Origin of the sequence: uncultured Sulfuricurvum sp. (assembly GCF_937936435.1) — a bacterium.
In the GTDB taxonomy this organism is placed as follows: Bacteria; Campylobacterota; Campylobacteria; order Campylobacterales; family Sulfurimonadaceae; genus Sulfuricurvum.
This window is the reverse complement of the sequence record NZ_CALDDG010000039.1, coordinates 11,003-26,548: the sequence shown is the minus strand read 5'-3', so window position 1 is coordinate 26,548 and position 15,546 is coordinate 11,003. Positions and strand designations below refer to the sequence as shown.

19 protein-coding genes are annotated in these 15,546 nt (G+C 45.5%); 7 read left to right on the top strand and 12 right to left on the bottom strand.

Going from position 1 to position 15,546, the window contains the following annotated elements; translation table 11 throughout:
• Positions 1-471 precede the first annotated feature (471 nt).
• The 6 genes from Q0389_RS05195 (at position 472) to Q0389_RS05170 (ending at position 4,928) form a co-directional block, all read left to right on the top strand.
• Positions 472-918 (top strand): globin, encoded by a 447-nt coding sequence (locus Q0389_RS05195; RefSeq protein WP_298692315.1) that lies wholly within the window; start codon positions 472-474, stop codon positions 916-918.
• Positions 919-1,081: 163 nt separating this feature from the next.
• The gene (locus Q0389_RS05190) at positions 1,082-2,002 is read left to right on the top strand and encodes a branched-chain amino acid transaminase (RefSeq protein WP_298692312.1); all 921 of its coding nucleotides are present in this window, start codon (positions 1,082-1,084) and stop codon (positions 2,000-2,002) included.
• A gap of 88 nt (positions 2,003-2,090) precedes the next feature.
• Complete coding sequence (locus tag Q0389_RS05185; RefSeq protein ID WP_298692310.1) at positions 2,091-3,128, top strand: prohibitin family protein; 1,038 nt, start codon at positions 2,091-2,093, stop codon at positions 3,126-3,128.
• A 71-nt stretch (positions 3,129-3,199) separates the two neighbouring features.
• Entirely contained in the window at positions 3,200-3,874 is a 675-nt protein-coding gene (hisIE, locus tag Q0389_RS05180; protein ID WP_298692309.1) for a bifunctional phosphoribosyl-AMP cyclohydrolase/phosphoribosyl-ATP diphosphatase HisIE, read from the top strand.
• Positions 3,871-4,386 (top strand): DUF2393 family protein, encoded by a 516-nt coding sequence (locus Q0389_RS05175; protein ID WP_298692308.1) that lies wholly within the window; start codon positions 3,871-3,873, stop codon positions 4,384-4,386. The genes hisIE and Q0389_RS05175 overlap by 4 nt, the downstream gene beginning before the upstream one ends.
• A complete protein-coding gene (locus tag Q0389_RS05170) occupies positions 4,383-4,928 on the top strand; it encodes a DUF2393 family protein (protein WP_298692307.1) in 546 nt (181 codons plus the stop codon). Before Q0389_RS05175 ends, Q0389_RS05170 begins: the two co-directional genes overlap by 4 nt.
• 4 nt (positions 4,929-4,932) lie before the next feature.
• Here the strand turns inward: Q0389_RS05170 and Q0389_RS05165 are convergent, their stop codons facing one another.
• From Q0389_RS05165 to Q0389_RS05110, 12 genes are all read right to left on the bottom strand, one after another.
• On the bottom strand, positions 4,933-5,895 hold the full coding sequence (locus tag Q0389_RS05165) for a TIGR01212 family radical SAM protein (RefSeq protein ID WP_298692306.1): 963 nt from the start codon (positions 5,893-5,895) through the stop codon (positions 4,933-4,935).
• Between the two features lie 10 nt (positions 5,896-5,905).
• Entirely contained in the window at positions 5,906-7,255 is a 1,350-nt protein-coding gene (gene purF / locus Q0389_RS05160) for an amidophosphoribosyltransferase (RefSeq protein WP_298692304.1), read from the bottom strand.
• A gap of 9 nt (positions 7,256-7,264) precedes the next feature.
• Positions 7,265-8,035 (bottom strand): 4-hydroxy-tetrahydrodipicolinate reductase, encoded by a 771-nt coding sequence (dapB, locus tag Q0389_RS05155; protein WP_298692302.1) that lies wholly within the window; start codon positions 8,033-8,035, stop codon positions 7,265-7,267.
• A gap of 116 nt (positions 8,036-8,151) precedes the next feature.
• A complete protein-coding gene (gene trxB, locus Q0389_RS05150; RefSeq protein WP_298692300.1) occupies positions 8,152-9,090 on the bottom strand; it encodes a thioredoxin-disulfide reductase in 939 nt (312 codons plus the stop codon).
• 45 nt (positions 9,091-9,135) lie between these two features.
• Complete coding sequence (locus Q0389_RS05145) at positions 9,136-9,615, bottom strand: hypothetical protein (RefSeq protein WP_298692298.1); 480 nt, start codon at positions 9,613-9,615, stop codon at positions 9,136-9,138.
• 8 nt (positions 9,616-9,623) lie between these two features.
• Positions 9,624-9,941 carry a thioredoxin gene (gene trxA / locus Q0389_RS05140; protein ID WP_298692295.1) on the bottom strand — a complete coding sequence of 106 codons (318 nt, stop codon included), beginning with the start codon at positions 9,939-9,941 and terminating at the stop codon, positions 9,624-9,626.
• Positions 9,942-10,045: 104 nt separating this feature from the next.
• Positions 10,046-10,516, bottom strand: a complete 471-nt coding sequence (locus tag Q0389_RS05135; RefSeq protein WP_298692293.1) for a PAS domain-containing protein — start codon at positions 10,514-10,516, stop codon at positions 10,046-10,048.
• A gap of 83 nt (positions 10,517-10,599) precedes the next feature.
• A complete protein-coding gene (locus Q0389_RS05130; RefSeq protein WP_298692291.1) occupies positions 10,600-10,935 on the bottom strand; it encodes a YraN family protein in 336 nt (111 codons plus the stop codon).
• Positions 10,936-10,937: 2 nt separating this feature from the next.
• Positions 10,938-13,013, bottom strand: a complete 2,076-nt coding sequence (locus tag Q0389_RS05125; RefSeq protein ID WP_298692289.1) for a molybdopterin-dependent oxidoreductase — start codon at positions 13,011-13,013, stop codon at positions 10,938-10,940.
• Between the two features lie 24 nt (positions 13,014-13,037).
• Positions 13,038-13,790 carry an SDR family NAD(P)-dependent oxidoreductase gene (locus Q0389_RS05120; protein WP_298692287.1) on the bottom strand — a complete coding sequence of 251 codons (753 nt, stop codon included), beginning with the start codon at positions 13,788-13,790 and terminating at the stop codon, positions 13,038-13,040.
• A complete protein-coding gene (locus Q0389_RS05115) occupies positions 13,790-14,095 on the bottom strand; it encodes a CcdB family protein (RefSeq protein WP_298692285.1) in 306 nt (101 codons plus the stop codon). The genes Q0389_RS05120 and Q0389_RS05115 overlap by 1 nt, the downstream gene beginning before the upstream one ends.
• Complete coding sequence (locus Q0389_RS05110; protein WP_298692282.1) at positions 14,095-14,340, bottom strand: type II toxin-antitoxin system CcdA family antitoxin; 246 nt, start codon at positions 14,338-14,340, stop codon at positions 14,095-14,097. The genes Q0389_RS05115 and Q0389_RS05110 overlap by 1 nt, the downstream gene beginning before the upstream one ends.
• A 132-nt stretch (positions 14,341-14,472) precedes the next feature.
• Here Q0389_RS05110 and Q0389_RS05105 point away from each other — a divergent pair, with 132 nt between their 5' ends.
• The gene (locus Q0389_RS05105; protein WP_298692279.1) at positions 14,473-15,546 is read left to right on the top strand and encodes a hypothetical protein; all 1,074 of its coding nucleotides are present in this window, start codon (positions 14,473-14,475) and stop codon (positions 15,544-15,546) included.

Sequence of the window (15,546 nt, the reverse complement as noted above, 5' to 3'; positions counted from 1 at the left end):
GAGATAAAGGAATGTGACTGGAGTTCAGACGTGTGCTCTTCCGATCTCTTCGTGCAAAGGTAATCGGTTTTCCGACCTCGTCACATACAGTTTGGGCAAAGATTTCGCGTTCCTCTTTCAGCTTTTGCGCCACATCCAACAACCAATGACACCGCTGATGCAGCGGAATCCGCTTCGCCGCTTTAGCCGCCTTTTGCGCTAATACAAGAGCATTGCGCGCATCTTCCGCATCGCATTGAGCCGCACGCGAAACCACTCTGCCGTCATACGGGCTGAATCGTTCTACGTACTGCGATTTACGGATCTCAGTCGAACCCATCCATACATTTGCATCCATCCCGATCTCTCCGCTCAAAAATATGTTTCAATTATACAAATCATCACCTAAAATCAGAGAGAACGGTTCCTTTTAAGGTAATTCTTTTTAAGAACTTCTTAGAATGTGTCCCATATTACACAGAGGAAATGCTTATGAATTTGACGATTACAGACGGAGTCCTAGGTGTCAGACCTCCGGTGACAAAGCCTCATCCCGGCTTCTTTTTCCAAGTAGGAGAAGAGCGTTTTCGCATACTGGTCGACGACCACTATGAGATGATTCGCAACAGCGATATCGCCTTTTTATTCCCCGTCAATGACGAAGAAGATTTTGCAGCGGCAAAAAAACATGCCGCCGATTTTTTTATCCAAATTTGCGGAGGCCCGGATTACTTCGCCCAAACACGCGGAGAGCCCCGTATGGTAGGTCGTCATGCTCCGTTTCGAATCGACGAACCGGCACGCCGCCGATGGCTCGAATTTTATAGCGTACTGCTCCCTAAACTCGAAGACGAAGGGATCAATCCCGAATATATCCAATCCTTTTGGGATTACATCGACGTTTTCTCAATCTGGATGATCAATACTCCATCACATTAATTTTATACGCGGACGGAAGTGAACTCCGTCCGGCTACGCTAACGCTTTGTTTCCCTCGGCGAGATGCCCACGCGCAGTAAACCGCGCTTTAGCAAACTTCTTAATAAACATTAAACCCCTTTCACGCTAAAATCACCCAATTTTTCTTTTGGAGAACTCCCCCATGAACGAAGCCAAATTTATTTGGATGAACGGTAAACTTGTACCATGGAACGACGCGAAAATTCACGTCCTTGCCCACACGCTGCACTACGGAAACGGCGCTATCGAAGGGACGAAAGCGTATAAAACCCCGAAAGGGTACGCAATTTTTCGTTTGAACGACCACACTAAACGTCTTCTCGAATCTGCCAAAATGACCCTATTGAACGTTCCCTATACGGTTGAAGAGCTCAACGCTGCGCAAATCGAACTTTTGCGTGCCAACGAATTTACCGGAGAAAACGTCTATCTCCGTCCGATCGTTTACCTCGGTTACGGCGTCATGGGGGTTTACCACAAACAAGCTCCCGTCGAAACCGCTATCGCCGCATGGGAATGGGGCGCTTATCTCGGGGAAGAAGGTCTTCGCAAAGGGATTCGTTTAAAAATCTCCTCTTTCAGCCGCCCGAACAATAAATCCAATATGGGTAAAGCCAAAGCAGTTGCAAACTATCTGAATTCGCAAATGGCCAAATACGAAGCGGTAGAGGCGGGATACGACGAAGCGTTGCTCTTGGATGACGAAGGATATGTCGCCGAAGCAAGCGGCGCCTCATTTTTTATGGTAAAAGACGGGGAGTTGATTACCCCTCCAAATGATAATTCTCTCGCTTCTATTACCCAAAAAACCGTTATCGAAATGGCGGAAAACATGGGGATCACCGTTGTACGACGCCGTATCAGCCGCGAAGAGATCTATATCGCGGATGAAGCGTTCCTCACCGGAACCGCTGCCGAACTGACTCCGGTACGCGAAGTCGATGCACGCGTATTGGGTGCCGGATCGCGCGGAACGATCACCGAAAAACTCCAAAGCGGTTATTTTGACATTGTCTACGGACGTAATCCCGATTACGACCATTATCTGACATATATCAACTAAAGACGCGCAGGGTATACCTGCCGCGAAATACTAAACATCGGGAAAATACTATTTCGACGTTTATTTGAATCAAAAAAAGGACTTACCTATGGCAAGTGATATGAACGACTACTTTAACAAGAAAAAAAATGAGAGCCAAAAAGGGGGAGGATTTCAACCCCCGAAACCGCCTAAATTTGATTTTAATATGAACAGCCAAAAAGCGGGGTTGTTATGGATTATCGGCGGAATTGTTTTACTTTTTGTTTTGGCCAAACCGTTCATCATCATCACCGAAGGGGAACGGGGAATTTTATCCACCAACGGAAAATACGAAGAACGTTCCCTACTACCGGGGCTTCACTTCCTCATCCCTTTTATCCAAAAGGTCTATTTGGTCGATACTAAAGTGCGAATTATCAACTACGCCGATAAAATCGACCGTGCATCGACGGCAGGTGACGGTATCGTTCTCAAACCGGCGATTACCGTTTTGGACAAACGAGGGCTTCCCGTCTCCATCGAACTGACCGTTCAATATCGTCTTAATCCGCAATTGGCGGCGCAAACGATTTCAAATTGGGGATTTAGCTGGGAAGATAAAATCATCGATCCGGTAGCCCGTGATATCGTCCGAAATGTCGTCGGTCAATACGAAGCGGAAAATCTGCCGATTATGCGTAATGCGATCGCACAAAAAATCGAAGTCGGTATCCGCAATACCGTTGAGGGGCAAAAAAATGCTCCTGCCCAGCTTGAATCGATCCAGCTTCGTGAGATCGGTCTTCCTCAAAAAGTAAAAGACCAGATCGAACGCGTACAAGTAGCGAAACAAGAGGTAGAGCGTGCCCAACAAGATGTCGAACGGGCGAAACAAGAAGCGTTCAAAAAAGAGACGGAAGCACAAGGTACGGCAAATGCTATTACAATCCAGGCACAGGCACAGGCCAAAGCGAATCGTTTGATTGCCGACTCACTCACACCGGGCTTGCTCAAACTTGAACAAATTCAAGTTCAAGGAAAATTCAACGAAGCCCTCAAAGAAAATAAAGATGCCAAAATCTTTTTGACTCCCGGAGGTTCGACTCCTAACATCTGGGTCGATATGAAAACCGAGAGCACCCAAAAAGTGAGTTCGGTCAAATAACCCTCCCTTTCGGGAGTGCTTATCCCGGTTCCATCCGTGGGATCGACATAAACACTTGCTAAAGGCATACCATGAATCTCGATCTTATTGATTGGCAAAAATCGGAGCTTCTTCCCGTCATCGTTCAAGACTCCTCCTCACTGGAAGTGCTCATGATGGCCTACATGAACCGTGAAGCACTGGAACTCTCTTTGTCCACACGAATCGCACACTATTATTCCCGATCCAAAAAACGGCTCTGGAAAAAGGGGGAATCCAGCGGTCACTTGCAGCACATCGAACGTTTTTTACTTGACTGCGATAACGATACCCTCCTCATCATAGTGCGCCAAGAAGGTGTTGCCTGTCACACCGGACGTAAATCGTGTTTCTTTACCGACATCGTCTCCGATGAAACCATCAGCGATCCGCAAATCGATACCACAGCGGCATATGGAATCATCGATGAACTTTATCACACGATCCTTTCACGCAAAAATGCCGATCCATCCACTTCATGGACCGCCAAACTCCTCTCCAAAGGGGACAACGCTATATTGAAAAAAGTGGTGGAAGAGGCCGGAGAATTTGCGTTTGCGGTCAAAGACGATAATGAAAATGAAATTATTTACGAATGTGCCGATTTAGTGTATCACGTATTGGTCGCCCTCGGACACAAAGGGATATCGCCGGATCGAATTAAACAAGAACTCGCCCGTCGTGTCGGTACCAGCGGAATTGCAGAGAAAAACTCAAGGCCTTCATGAAAGCACAAATCATCGATTTTATCCACCATCTCCTGATCTACGATTACCTCCTGTTCGGGGGTATTTTTATCCTTTTTATCCTGTTGCTGACACTCGCGATCGCATTCCGTAAGAAAATGGGGTTAGCCATATTCCTAGTTTTAGTCGCTTTTGGGGTATTGACTGCGGGACCGGTGGGCGGATATATCGCATTGCATCATTATCTCTTCAAACACACCATCATTATACACGAGGTTAAAGCCCTGGAGTTCACAGAGGCCCTTTTAATCAAAGGGGATATCAACAACACCTCCAAACGCCCTTTTAAAGAGTGTACGCTGCACGCAGGCGTTTATAAAGTCACACACAACAAATACATCGATCCGCTTTATCCGTATCTTCCGTTCAAAAAAAGTTCCCTAAAACTTCAGGTCCGAATCGACCCGGGAAAATCGGTACCGTTTAAACTTTTTGTCGAACCGTTCCGATATACTAAAGACTATAATCTAACTCTAAAAGGAGAGTGCCGATGAGTACTTATTTGACTATATGGCATTACTCTGCCCTTTTAATCGGTTTACTCGTTTTTTTGATCACCGTCTTGTTAGCATTTAACGAGCAGCGTTCTTCGATACGAAATTCGATTATTTTTTCCTCGCTGCTTGTCAACCTCATGGTCGGTTTTATCGTAATGATGGCATTGGATAAATATACGAAGATAGCAAAAGTCTACAATCTGGACAATCATCGTCTGCTTCAAACCGAACAGATCGTATTTACCGGCGTCGTCAAAAACGAAGGAAGCTACACTATCGGAAAAGTCGAACTGGAGATTAAACTGGTTAATCGCGGACATGTCAGCGGCAATGTCAAAGGGGGTAACTTTTTTAAAGCGAGCGGCTTTGCGGATATGTTCGGAAATGCATCTAAAGATTATCAGCCTCAAACCCTCATCGAAACACCGATATTAGCCGAAAATCTTAAACCCGGAGAATCACGCCGATTTCGCGTCGTTTTTGATTATCCGCCTTATTTTAAAGGGGTTACGCAGTTTACCCGTATCTTCGCCCACTGATAGGCTAATACTTTAATCCCACTTCCTTAAGCGCTTCATTAATGGCACGGAACTGCCCGTTTTTTTCCCGGCACCATTGCGGTGCGATCAACGTCTCATCGTCAATGCCCGCACTGATGCGTTGGACACTGACATGGGGCGGTTTTGCTAAAAGGGCTTCCTTGAGAACCTCCAAATAAAGATCCTGCGTTATCGGCTCAAATTCACCGCGTGCGTATTCGTTTGCTAGCGCCGTACGTTTTACGACATACAATGGATGATACTTCACCGAATCGATCCCGAGGGCATACGCCTCCTTTGCCGTCTCCAGCATCATATCCTTTGTCTCTCCGGGCAATCCGAAGATAAGATGTCCGCATACGTTCAATCCGTACGATTTCGCTTTACGAATGGCTTCTTTCACATTCTCGCTGTCATGTCCCCGATTGATCCGTCGAAGCGTTTCATCGTAAATCGATTGAATACCGAATTCCAGCCATATCTCGGTTTGTGTTGAAAGTTCGGCAAGATATGCGAATGTTTCGTCTGAGATACTGTCAGAACGGGTTCCGATACTGAGTCCTACGACATTTTCAAAGTGCAGCGCCTTATCATAGAGCGCTTTGAGGGTTGCGAAAGGGGCATAAGTATTCGTAAAACTTTGAAAATAGACCAGATATTTTTCAGCTCCGTGTTCATGAGCCAGCCGCTTGGAAGTGGCATCAAACTGCCATTCGAGCTGTCGCAATTGTTGTTCGAGGTGAGGATTTTCGAGAGAATCCATCTTTAGGAAAAACCCTTTTAGTTCACGAGCCCGATCCAAACTCGGGCTAAAAGAGTCGTTTTCGCAAAAGGTGCACCCCCCCTTTGCGACGGTTCCGTCGATGTTCGGGCAGGTAAATCCGGAGATAGAGATAGGAACTTTCGATACTTTGGTCCCAAATCGTCGGTGCAGATATTGCCCGAATGTGAAAATCTGCTCCCGCATCCAGCGGACCTTAAATGATATATTTGCCGGTAAAACAGGCAGTACAATAATTTTCTTCTTTGCCGTTTACACTGCTCAATAGTGCTTCATTACTCAAATACCCTAACGAATCGGCTTCAATAAAGGCGCAGATCTCTTCATTCGTCATATTGGCTGCGATCAGTTTTTCTTTATCCGGAGTATCGACACCGTAATAACACGGATCGGTTGTCGGCGGGCTGGAAATACGCATATGCACTTCCGCCGCACCGGCGGCTTTGAGCATCCGTACGATCTGACGGCTTGTCGTACCGCGTACGATCGAGTCATCGACGACGATTAAGCGTTTTCCTTTGATCAAACGCTCGATCGGAGAGAGTTTCATCTTCACTTTCAAATCGCGCATCTCCTGCGTCGGTTCGATAAACGTACGCCCGATATAGTGATTGCGCATAATCGCCATCTCATACGGGATGCCGCTTTGCTGTGAGTAGCCGATCGCAGCAGGAACACCGCCATCAGGTACAGGAACGACCATATCGGCTTCGATAGGCTGCTCTTTAGCCAGCTCTTTTCCCATCGCTTTACGCATTTCGTATACGTTTTGTCCGTATACGTTCGAGTCAGGACGGGCAAAATAGACGTATTCAAAAATACAATGTTTTGGAGTCGGCTCGAATACTTTAATCGATTTGGGCGCTTTTCCTTTTTCAAAAATCAGCAATTCGCCCGGTTCAACGTCACGGATATATTCAGCACCGATCAGATCGAAAGCACACGTCTCCGAAGCGACGACATAACCGTCTCCTACACGCCCGAGGCTGAGAGGACGAAAACCGTGCGGATCGCGCATCGCAAACATTTTCGTACGGCTCAGGAAAATCAACGAATACGCACCCTCGATTTTTTTAACCGCGTCGATGATTCGATCCGTCAAATGGTGTTGATCGCTTTTGGCGATCAGATGGATCAGATTCTCGGTATCCATAAACGTTTGAAAAATCGCCCCTTTTTTGATCAGAGCATCGCGAACCTCTTTGGCATTGGTAAGATTTCCGTTATGCACAATCGACATTTCACCCAAGTCGTATCGTGCGAATACCGGCTGTGCATCCAAGATCGAGTCATCCCCTGCCGTCGAATAGCGGGTATGCCCGATCGCCATATGCCCTTTGAGCGTATTGAGTTTTTGGGTATCGAAGACCTGCGTTACAAGACCGCGATCCTTAATCGTATACAATTTCGTGCCGTCTCCGGTACTGATTCCCGCGGCTTCCTGTCCCCGATGCTGAAGCGCATGAAGGGAGAAATACGCCAATTTCGACGCTTCCGGATGATCAAAAATACCTACTACCGCACATTTTTCATTTAAGCTACGCACTCTGTTTCCTTATGCAAGTTCCAAGCAATCGCTGATTGCGTATAGGCCGTTTGGTTTTCCGGCCAACCATTTTGCCGCACGAATCGCCCCTTTGGAGAAAGTATTACGGCTGGTCGCGGTATGGTGCAGTTCAATGAACTCTCCCTCATTGTAAAACCCAACCGTATGACGTCCGACGATATCCCCGCCTCGAAGAGCCATCACCGCAATTTCATCTTTCGTACGCTCTCCGATGTTACCGTTGCGCCCGCTGACACGTACGGCATCCAAATCGAGATTTCTCCCTGCCGCGGCCGAATGAGCCAATGTCAATGCCGTACCGCTGGGAGCATCTTTTTTATGGCGGTGATGCTGTTCAACGATCTCGATATCGAACCCTTCGAGGGTTTTCGAAGCGATATGAACCAGCTTATTGAGTAGCGCAACCCCCAGCGACATGTTGGTCGCATACAGGATCGGCATCGATTCGCTTGCCGTTTTCAAAAGGTTCATCTGATGAGTGTCCAAACCTGTTGTCCCGATAACCAGCGGCTTAGGGTGTTCGATTGCCTGTTCCAATAATGCCTGTGTCGCGTCGGGAAGAGAGAAATCGATGATCACATCGCTCCCTTTTAATAACGTTGCCATATCATTGGTTACCAAAACCGATGGATCGATTGAAAAATTGAGTTCATTACGCACATACACGGCACCCAATGAAATCTCGCTCTCATGGCGGAGATCCTCAATCAACAATTTTCCCACACGCCCGCCAGCGCCGAATACACCTGCTCTTATCATAATGGATAATCCCTATTTTCTCTATTTTAAACGCCAAAGAGATAATCTCTCAGACCTACTGTCTCAGCGAGACAAAAATATTCTGTTAGGTATTTTACCCTTATAGTGTTTAAACGCTATTGATGTCCGTCCACAAATGCGATTGCTCCCAATGCCGCAACCGCACCGTCACCTGCAGCACAGACGACCTGTTTCGGAGCCGACTCGCGCATGTCTCCGGCAGCGAACAAACCGGGAACCGATGTTTTCATATTTAAATCCACTTTAACTTCGCCCCACGAAGTCATTTCACATAAAAAAGTACCGTCTTCTTGAAGCAACACCTGATTGTTCACATTGTTTCCGACAAAAACGAATACGCCCGGCACATCAATTTGACGCGTAGAACCGTCCTTCAGCGCTACGCGAATACCGGTTACGCCCAGCGTGTCTCCGATAACCTCTTCGGGAACCGCATTCAAAACCAGTTCTATATTTTCGGTACTTTTGACCCGTGCAATCGTATTCGGTGCAGAACGGAACGTATCACGACGATGGATCAGATAGACTTTCGTACAGATTTTTGCCAGATAAAGAGCCTCTTCCAATGCCGTATCTCCGCCGCCGACAACCGCTACTTCTTTGTTCTTGTAAAAAAATCCATCGCAGGTTGCGCAAGTACTTACACCTCGTCCGAAAAAAGCATCTTCACCGATAAAACCGGCACGTTTCGGAGTAGACCCTGTGCACACGATCACACTTTTCGCCTCCTCTTTTGTACCGTCTGATTTTAGGATGAGAAAAATGCCGTCCTCACGTCGAGCGACCTGCGTAACTTCCGACATCTCATGTTTCAAACCAAAACGTTGACACTGCTCCGGCCACGGGATCATCAAGTCCATTCCCGTAATATGACCGGTGACACCTGGATAATTTTCGATCTCCGAACTCATCGTAATCTGTCCGCCGGGCATCCCTTTTTCGAACATTGTAACGCTATCCAATCCTCCGCGTGTTGTATAAAGTCCTGCCGTCAAACCTGCAGGTCCGCCTCCGATAATCGCGCAATCCAACATCATTCTTCCTTCTAATAACATAATGAAAGACCGTTTTAACTCAGCTCAAACGCCTGTTAAAACCCCTTCAAGCGTATCAAGTTCGCGTATCATACTGTCTTGTTTATAAAGGGTCTCTTTGTTTTTTTTGATAGTGAAAACGGTTGGGGAATGGTAAACATTAAACCGCTGTATGAATTTTAAAGTCGTGTTCGTACCGCTTCGTAAAAATATAACATTGCGGTTGGATGGAGGGGCTTTTTGGTAATAATCGATGGCTAAAATCGGATATTTGGCTTTTTCACGCATCAATTTTTCTACGGCCCCGGGAACGTTGGAGCTATACAACACGACAATATAATACGGCTCTGTCGGAGTAAAAATCGCCTTCTCCTGATAAAAAACCCAATCATGAAAATCGATAAATTTGTATTCTGAAAATTTGTAGTTGAAGTATGCGAATGCGGCTGCTATCATAGCCGCACCAAAAAAAGAAGCGAGCAACGTGGAGAGGGAAAAAAGACTTTTCGTCTTACCCGCCGCCACGAAGATTCTTAGAGAAGTGCGTTTAGTTTATCGGCAAATGCTTGTTTAGAAGCAGCTCCGACCATTTGCTCAACCACTTCACCGTTTTTGAAGAAAAGAATGGTAGGAATAGAACGGATACCGTATTTTACGGCGATGTCTTGCTCTTCATCGGTATTTACTTTACAGATTTTTGCTTTTCCTTCATACTCTGCCGCCAACTCTTCGATCACAGGAGCGATCATACGGCAAGGTCCGCACCAAGGAGCCCAGAAATCAACCAATGATACACCCTCTTTGGTCATTTCATCAAAATTAGATACTGTTAGTTCAACGTATTTAGCCATTGTTTTCCCTCGTTACGTATATTTATGTTCAGTCATTATATCTTCACAATCTTTAAAATGACTTATTACATAACTCTCACATTTTTTCTCAGCCAGCGTCTTTTTTATCCCTCTTGCATCTGGACGAAGATTTCCGGAATATAACTTCTCGATTCATTTTTACACGTCTCGTGTTCCATCATTTGCATATATTTTACTTTCATCTCTTCAAGTGTTAATTCCCCTGGAGGTTTGCGCACAGCAATGTAACCGCATAATTTACCATCAGCATCGAATTTGGGTGTCACAGTCACAATTACCCAATAATACGCACCATCTTTACGAAGATTTTTAACATATCCTTCCCATGCATAACCCTGTTGAACAGTATCCCACATTTGGTGAAAACAACATTTTGGCATATCCGGATGACGAATAATTGAATGCGGTTTTCCTATCAATTCATCTTTATCATATCCTGACATCTGAACAAACAATCGATTTACATACGTTATTCTACCGCGAAGATCAGTCTCGGTAATCATATTACCGCCTTCAAACTTTATCTCTATATTTGTCGGAACAGGTCTATTCATAGCTGAACCCCTCTATAACGAAAATAAATAGCAATAAGTATATCTTATTTAATGTAAAAATTACAAATTAAAACAACAACATCTTAGAGGGTAATATTTTCAATCCAGTCTACCCCTTCCTCACTGACGATCATAGCATCGATACAATAATCGAAAGTCAGTTTTTTGTGCTGGAGATAGGTTTGAATCGTGCGGGTAAGTTTTTGCAGTTTGGATACGGTGATATTATAAATGGCCTGTTCGTAACTCTGGGCGCTTTTGACCTCAACAAAATGAAGGACATTCTGTCCGTCCATTGCTATGATATCAATCTCTCCGAAGCGGTTATACACGTTTCGATCGATGATTCGCAATCCTCGTTTACGCAGATATTCACACCCGCGTTCTTCGGCAAGATTGCCTTTTGCACGGGTATGCATCCCTACTCCAGATAGTCGGGTTTGATCACCTCGACTTTGATCGATTTAAAACGTGCTGTTTTAATCAGCTCGTCCGATTCATCGCCGAATAAGAAATTAATCCGGCTGGAGGAGTGGTGAAAGGTCGTAAACAACGTCCCTTTTTTAACGGTGGAACTCACTTTGACCCGTAACGGAGCACTTTGCCCGTACATACTTTTCAGTACGACGAAATCTTTGTATTCGAAAAATTCTTCGTCCTCCACGCTCACCAGCAAGATATCTTCACTGTGGCTGCGATGGAGTTTTTCACAGGCATTGGTCTGAGCGGCGTTGTTGTAATGGACCAAAACCCGTCCGGTTGTCAGGTAATACCCCTCATATTCCGGTTTGTTCAACAGTTCGGCTACCTGCTCGCGCGGTTCATATTGTTTGTAGCGGAAGCTTCCAAGACCGTCTTTCGTCCGAAAATCTTTCAGATGCAAGACAGGAGTATCCTCTTCCTGCACCGGCCATTGCAGCCCCTGCAAACGGTTGGTTTCGAGTTTCTCATAACTCGCTCCGCCGAAACGGTTCGGGGCGTCAATACGCACTCTCTCCCAAACATCCCGAGACGTTTTAAATCCGAAATCGGTTCCGTAACGTTTGGATATCTCGGCGATGACTTCCCAGTCATCGGGCATCATCACATTGACGAGCGGCTGGGAGAGGTGAAGCCGCCGTTCGGCATTCACATAGACCCCCGTCTTTTCATACGCACTTTTAACGCCGAAAATAATGTCGGCGAATTTGGTGATCTCATTATCAAACAATTCGTTTACGATCAGCAGATCCAGATTTCCAAGCGCGGAATGAATCTTGTTTTGATTCGGATGGATATGGGCGATATCTTCACTGATGTTGTATAGAGCTTTAATCTTTCCTTCGATCATGGCATCGATCAGATCGGGCGTCATCATCCCTACTTCTTTGGGAGGCTGATAATCAGGGGCATAATACGGAAGCATTCCTACATCGCATGTCCCCTGCACGTTGTTCTGTCCCCGAAGCGGCATCAATCCGGCACCGCGCTTGCCGATATTGCCCGTCAACATCGCGAGGTGGGTAATTGCCATAACGGCATACGATCCGTCCAGATGCTCCGTAATGCCAAGTCCCCAGAAAAATAGGCTTTTGCGTGTCGCATATTTGCGGGCGACACTGCGAATCTCTTCGACCAACGATTCATACCCCGGGATTTGCAATAGAAATTCAGGATTTGCGTACGGGTCGTTCAAAATAGCGCTTTTGTACTCCTCATACCCTTTGGTACGGGAATAGACGAATTCTTTATTAACCAAATCCTCTGACAAGATGACATACGCCATCATATTAAGAATCATCAGATTCGATTCGTATGGAATGCTTAGATGATGCGTCGCCGATTTGGAGAGTTGAATACGGCGAACATCCAATACCGACAGTTCGACATTTTTCTGTTTGATGACATCGAGCATCCGATTCGCAACGATCGGGTGTCCTTCGGTGGTATTGCTCCCCATGACAACCATAAATTCGGTCTCGTAAATATCGTCGAACGGATTTGTCGCCGCCCCTTCTCCGATCGTCGTACGCATCCCTTTGAGTGAAGGAGAGTGGCAGACGCGGGCACAGTTATCGACATGAGGGGAACCGACGACATGGCGGGTGAAATGCTGAAACAGATACGAACTCTCGCAGCTCGTGCGGGCACCGCCGATCGCCGCAAACGAATGGGAACCGTACGTATCGGTAATCGATTTGAGCTTGCGTGCCGCCAATTCATAGGCGCTCTCGTAACTGATTTCATAAAAGTCATGATCCACCGGTTCGAGATAATCCATATCCAAATCCGCGAACAATGTCGCATTTTTAGCTAGAAAGGATTTCCGGACACGGGCATTTCTAAGCCGCTTGGGATGAGTAACAAAATCCCATCCCTGTTTCCCTTTGATACACAAACGCCCCTGGGAAACCGTTCCCTCTTCTTTGGCAAAAATCTTCTGGATTTTGTTGTCTTCAACATCCGCAGAAATATCGCATCCAACACCGCAATAGGTACAAACACTGTCGATTACCATCGGATATTTCCTTGATAGTACGGGTTATGCACCCTTTTTAAAATTAGTGAAGTTTACAATTTTGTCTCTTAAGGACTGCGGAAGTAACGAGACAATTCGAATCATTAAGTAAAACCTAAAAGGGAAAGCGTACCGTATTTTTTTCCGTTCAATCGCATGGGTGATCCGCTTTATCCCTTGCTCAGTCGACATAAAAAACGGCATCTTAAAGCGATTTTTTTGTGTCATCTCCGAATCGATAAATCCCGGCAGGATCGTCATAACATGAATTCCATACGGTTTCAACTGATAGTGCAACCCCTCTGCATACGCATTGACAGCCCGTTTGGAACTGCTGTAAGCTATAGAGGTCGGCATCGTAAAGAGTGACGCGAGAGAAGAGATAAAAACGATATCACCCGTTTTTTGTTCAATCAGTCTAGGGATTATCGGTTCCAACAATGCATGGATGCTGAGAAAATTGGTTTTAAACAGCCGTTCGAAATCTTCAAACGGCGTTATTCCTCCACTGTGTCCAACCGATACTCCCGCATTAAAGATGATACGGTCAATCGGCTTTTCACGCAAACATATCCCGATCTCTTTCATACGACTAAAATCATTCACATCGGCGACAATCGTCTCCACCTCAGCCCCTTTGTCGCGGCACCCGTGAGCTACCGCTTCCAATCGATCTTCTCTGCGGGCGATCAGTACAAGCTGATTCTCTTTCGTGGCATAATGAAGCGCTAACGCTTCACCTAAACCGCTGCTCGCTCCTGTGATAATAATGCGCATTAAAATCCACTCACTAGAAAATCAAGAGCTGGGATAATCTTACTTCGATACTCTTTTAAAGAGCTAATTTTTTCTCCCAGAGCAGCGCGTTCAATACCTGCTATTTCCTGCGTTAACATTATTATATTTTCTCCATTGATCTCAAACAACGGATTTAAGTGTTTAATAGGATTCTCTTGTCTCATCAAAGGTACGACAACACATGTAGTAAGTACACTTAGTAAATCTGTCTGAATATCTAAAAGATAAGGGATTGCGGTATTACTTTCTGGATTAGGATTTCGATAAACGTCAAACTGCGCCATCAGAACCGTCTCAATCCATTACTAAATACACCTAATTTCTGAACGCGTTGATTATAGTCGTCAATCGCGCTTTTATTCTCCCTCAGCCACATTCTTTCTTTTTGCTCGATAATTTTTTCTGTTAAAGCCTCTTCCAATGATTTTGAAAGATTTATTTTCAACTCTTTTGCTTGCTGCAGTAAATCACTGTTGATACTCAGGTTTGCCGATTTTTTTGGGGCATTTGGATTATAAATTGCTGTCACTGCACACTCCATGCGCATAATATATACGCATTATAGCATACATAAAGATACATTTTTCTCTGTGTAGAACTCCCTTTAGTTTTACTTGCATCGTCCGATATTGTACTAATCGATAAACATTTGAGGTTCGGTATGGGTATTTCTATTTCTCCTTCTACATTTCGCATTGAATCCCACCAATCGATGACACCAAAAGTCTATACAAATGATGAGTTGCAACAACTCAAAAAAGAGCCTACGAAAATCTCGGTCGAGGGGGACGTCTACCGCTCATCCTCTGCCAATTTTAAAAAACTCACCCTCGACGAACTTCAACATGAAAAATTTGCCGTCGATACCTCCAAACACACCTACATCACCCATTCGGACGGTTCTACTGACGATTTGAATCAACTCGTCGCTATTCGTGATCCGATGGGAACGGGTGAAGTACTGACATTTGATCTTTCCAAAAAAACAATCGATAGTCTCAAAGAGAAGTTCGGCGACAGTAACAACTTTTTTGAACGTAAAGACGGTGTGTTGCGGCTAAACGGGGCGGCGGAAAATTTTGTCGCCGGATGGATGAAGGACATCCGCCAAAACCGAAACTACGACAAAGCCGATACAGATAGGAACGGTCGGATTGAGGGAGACGAAGCGCAATCACTTACCATCGGCTTTGAACGGCAACGTGACTATGATTATCTTGGGAAAAAAGTGGTTCAGGTCAATGCGGCGATGGGAGCTAACTATCAGAGTTTGGATCGCACTCCCGATGCCCATCACCTCTTTGAAACAGACACCACTTATCACCGAAATATTACGACATCACAATACACCGAATTCGAAAACACCGTCGAAAAGGAACTCGACCACACCCTCCAAATGGATGCAAATCTCGACGGTACAGTTACGCTAGTTGAAGGGTTAAGCGACGAATTCGGTTCCAATTATCGCCAACAGATCATCGATGATACCCAAGAATTTCACGAGGACTTGTTAGAGGATCATCCTGAACTAAACGACGAATCCCGCCTCCAAAACTACAACATCGGCTTATATAGTATCCTCTCCAAGGATGATGAAAAAACGCAACAAGAAGTATTTCGCCAACAGGGTCTTTACCTCAAAGAACAGATGTCCCAGAACCCAGATTTTTTAAGCGGCATGAGCACTCTTAATACGTTTGACGCGAATAATGCAAAAATTGATATGTACGGCTGA

Bases quoted from the DNA above. Each gene is read 5' to 3' on its own strand.
- Q0389_RS05115 (WP_298692285.1), bottom strand. From the start codon at position 14,095: ATGGCGCAGTTTGACGTTTATCGAAATCCTAATCCAGAAAGTAATACC.
- Q0389_RS05105 (WP_298692279.1), top strand. From the start codon at position 14,473: ATGGGTATTTCTATTTCTCCTTCTACATTTCGCATTGAATCCCACCAA.
- Q0389_RS05190 (WP_298692312.1), top strand. From the start codon at position 1,082: ATGAACGAAGCCAAATTTATTTGGATGAACGGTAAACTTGTACCATGG.
- trxB (WP_298692300.1), bottom strand. From the start codon at position 9,090: ATGTTGGATTGCGCGATTATCGGAGGCGGACCTGCAGGTTTGACGGCA.
- Q0389_RS05130 (WP_298692291.1), bottom strand. From the start codon at position 10,935: ATGCATACCCGTGCAAAAGGCAATCTTGCCGAAGAACGCGGGTGTGAA.
- Q0389_RS05175 (WP_298692308.1), top strand. From the start codon at position 3,871: ATGAAAGCACAAATCATCGATTTTATCCACCATCTCCTGATCTACGAT.
- Q0389_RS05195 (WP_298692315.1), top strand. From the start codon at position 472: ATGAATTTGACGATTACAGACGGAGTCCTAGGTGTCAGACCTCCGGTG.
- hisIE (WP_298692309.1), top strand. From the start codon at position 3,200: ATGAATCTCGATCTTATTGATTGGCAAAAATCGGAGCTTCTTCCCGTC.
- trxA (WP_298692295.1), bottom strand. From the start codon at position 9,941: ATGGCTAAATACGTTGAACTAACAGTATCTAATTTTGATGAAATGACC.
- Q0389_RS05120 (WP_298692287.1), bottom strand. From the start codon at position 13,790: ATGCGCATTATTATCACAGGAGCGAGCAGCGGTTTAGGTGAAGCGTTA.
- Q0389_RS05170 (WP_298692307.1), top strand. From the start codon at position 4,383: ATGAGTACTTATTTGACTATATGGCATTACTCTGCCCTTTTAATCGGT.
- dapB (WP_298692302.1), bottom strand. From the start codon at position 8,035: ATGATAAGAGCAGGTGTATTCGGCGCTGGCGGGCGTGTGGGAAAATTG.
- Q0389_RS05185 (WP_298692310.1), top strand. From the start codon at position 2,091: ATGGCAAGTGATATGAACGACTACTTTAACAAGAAAAAAAATGAGAGC.
- Q0389_RS05165 (WP_298692306.1), bottom strand. From the start codon at position 5,895: ATGCGGGAGCAGATTTTCACATTCGGGCAATATCTGCACCGACGATTT.
- Q0389_RS05125 (WP_298692289.1), bottom strand. From the start codon at position 13,013: ATGGTAATCGACAGTGTTTGTACCTATTGCGGTGTTGGATGCGATATT.
- Q0389_RS05135 (WP_298692293.1), bottom strand. From the start codon at position 10,516: ATGAATAGACCTGTTCCGACAAATATAGAGATAAAGTTTGAAGGCGGT.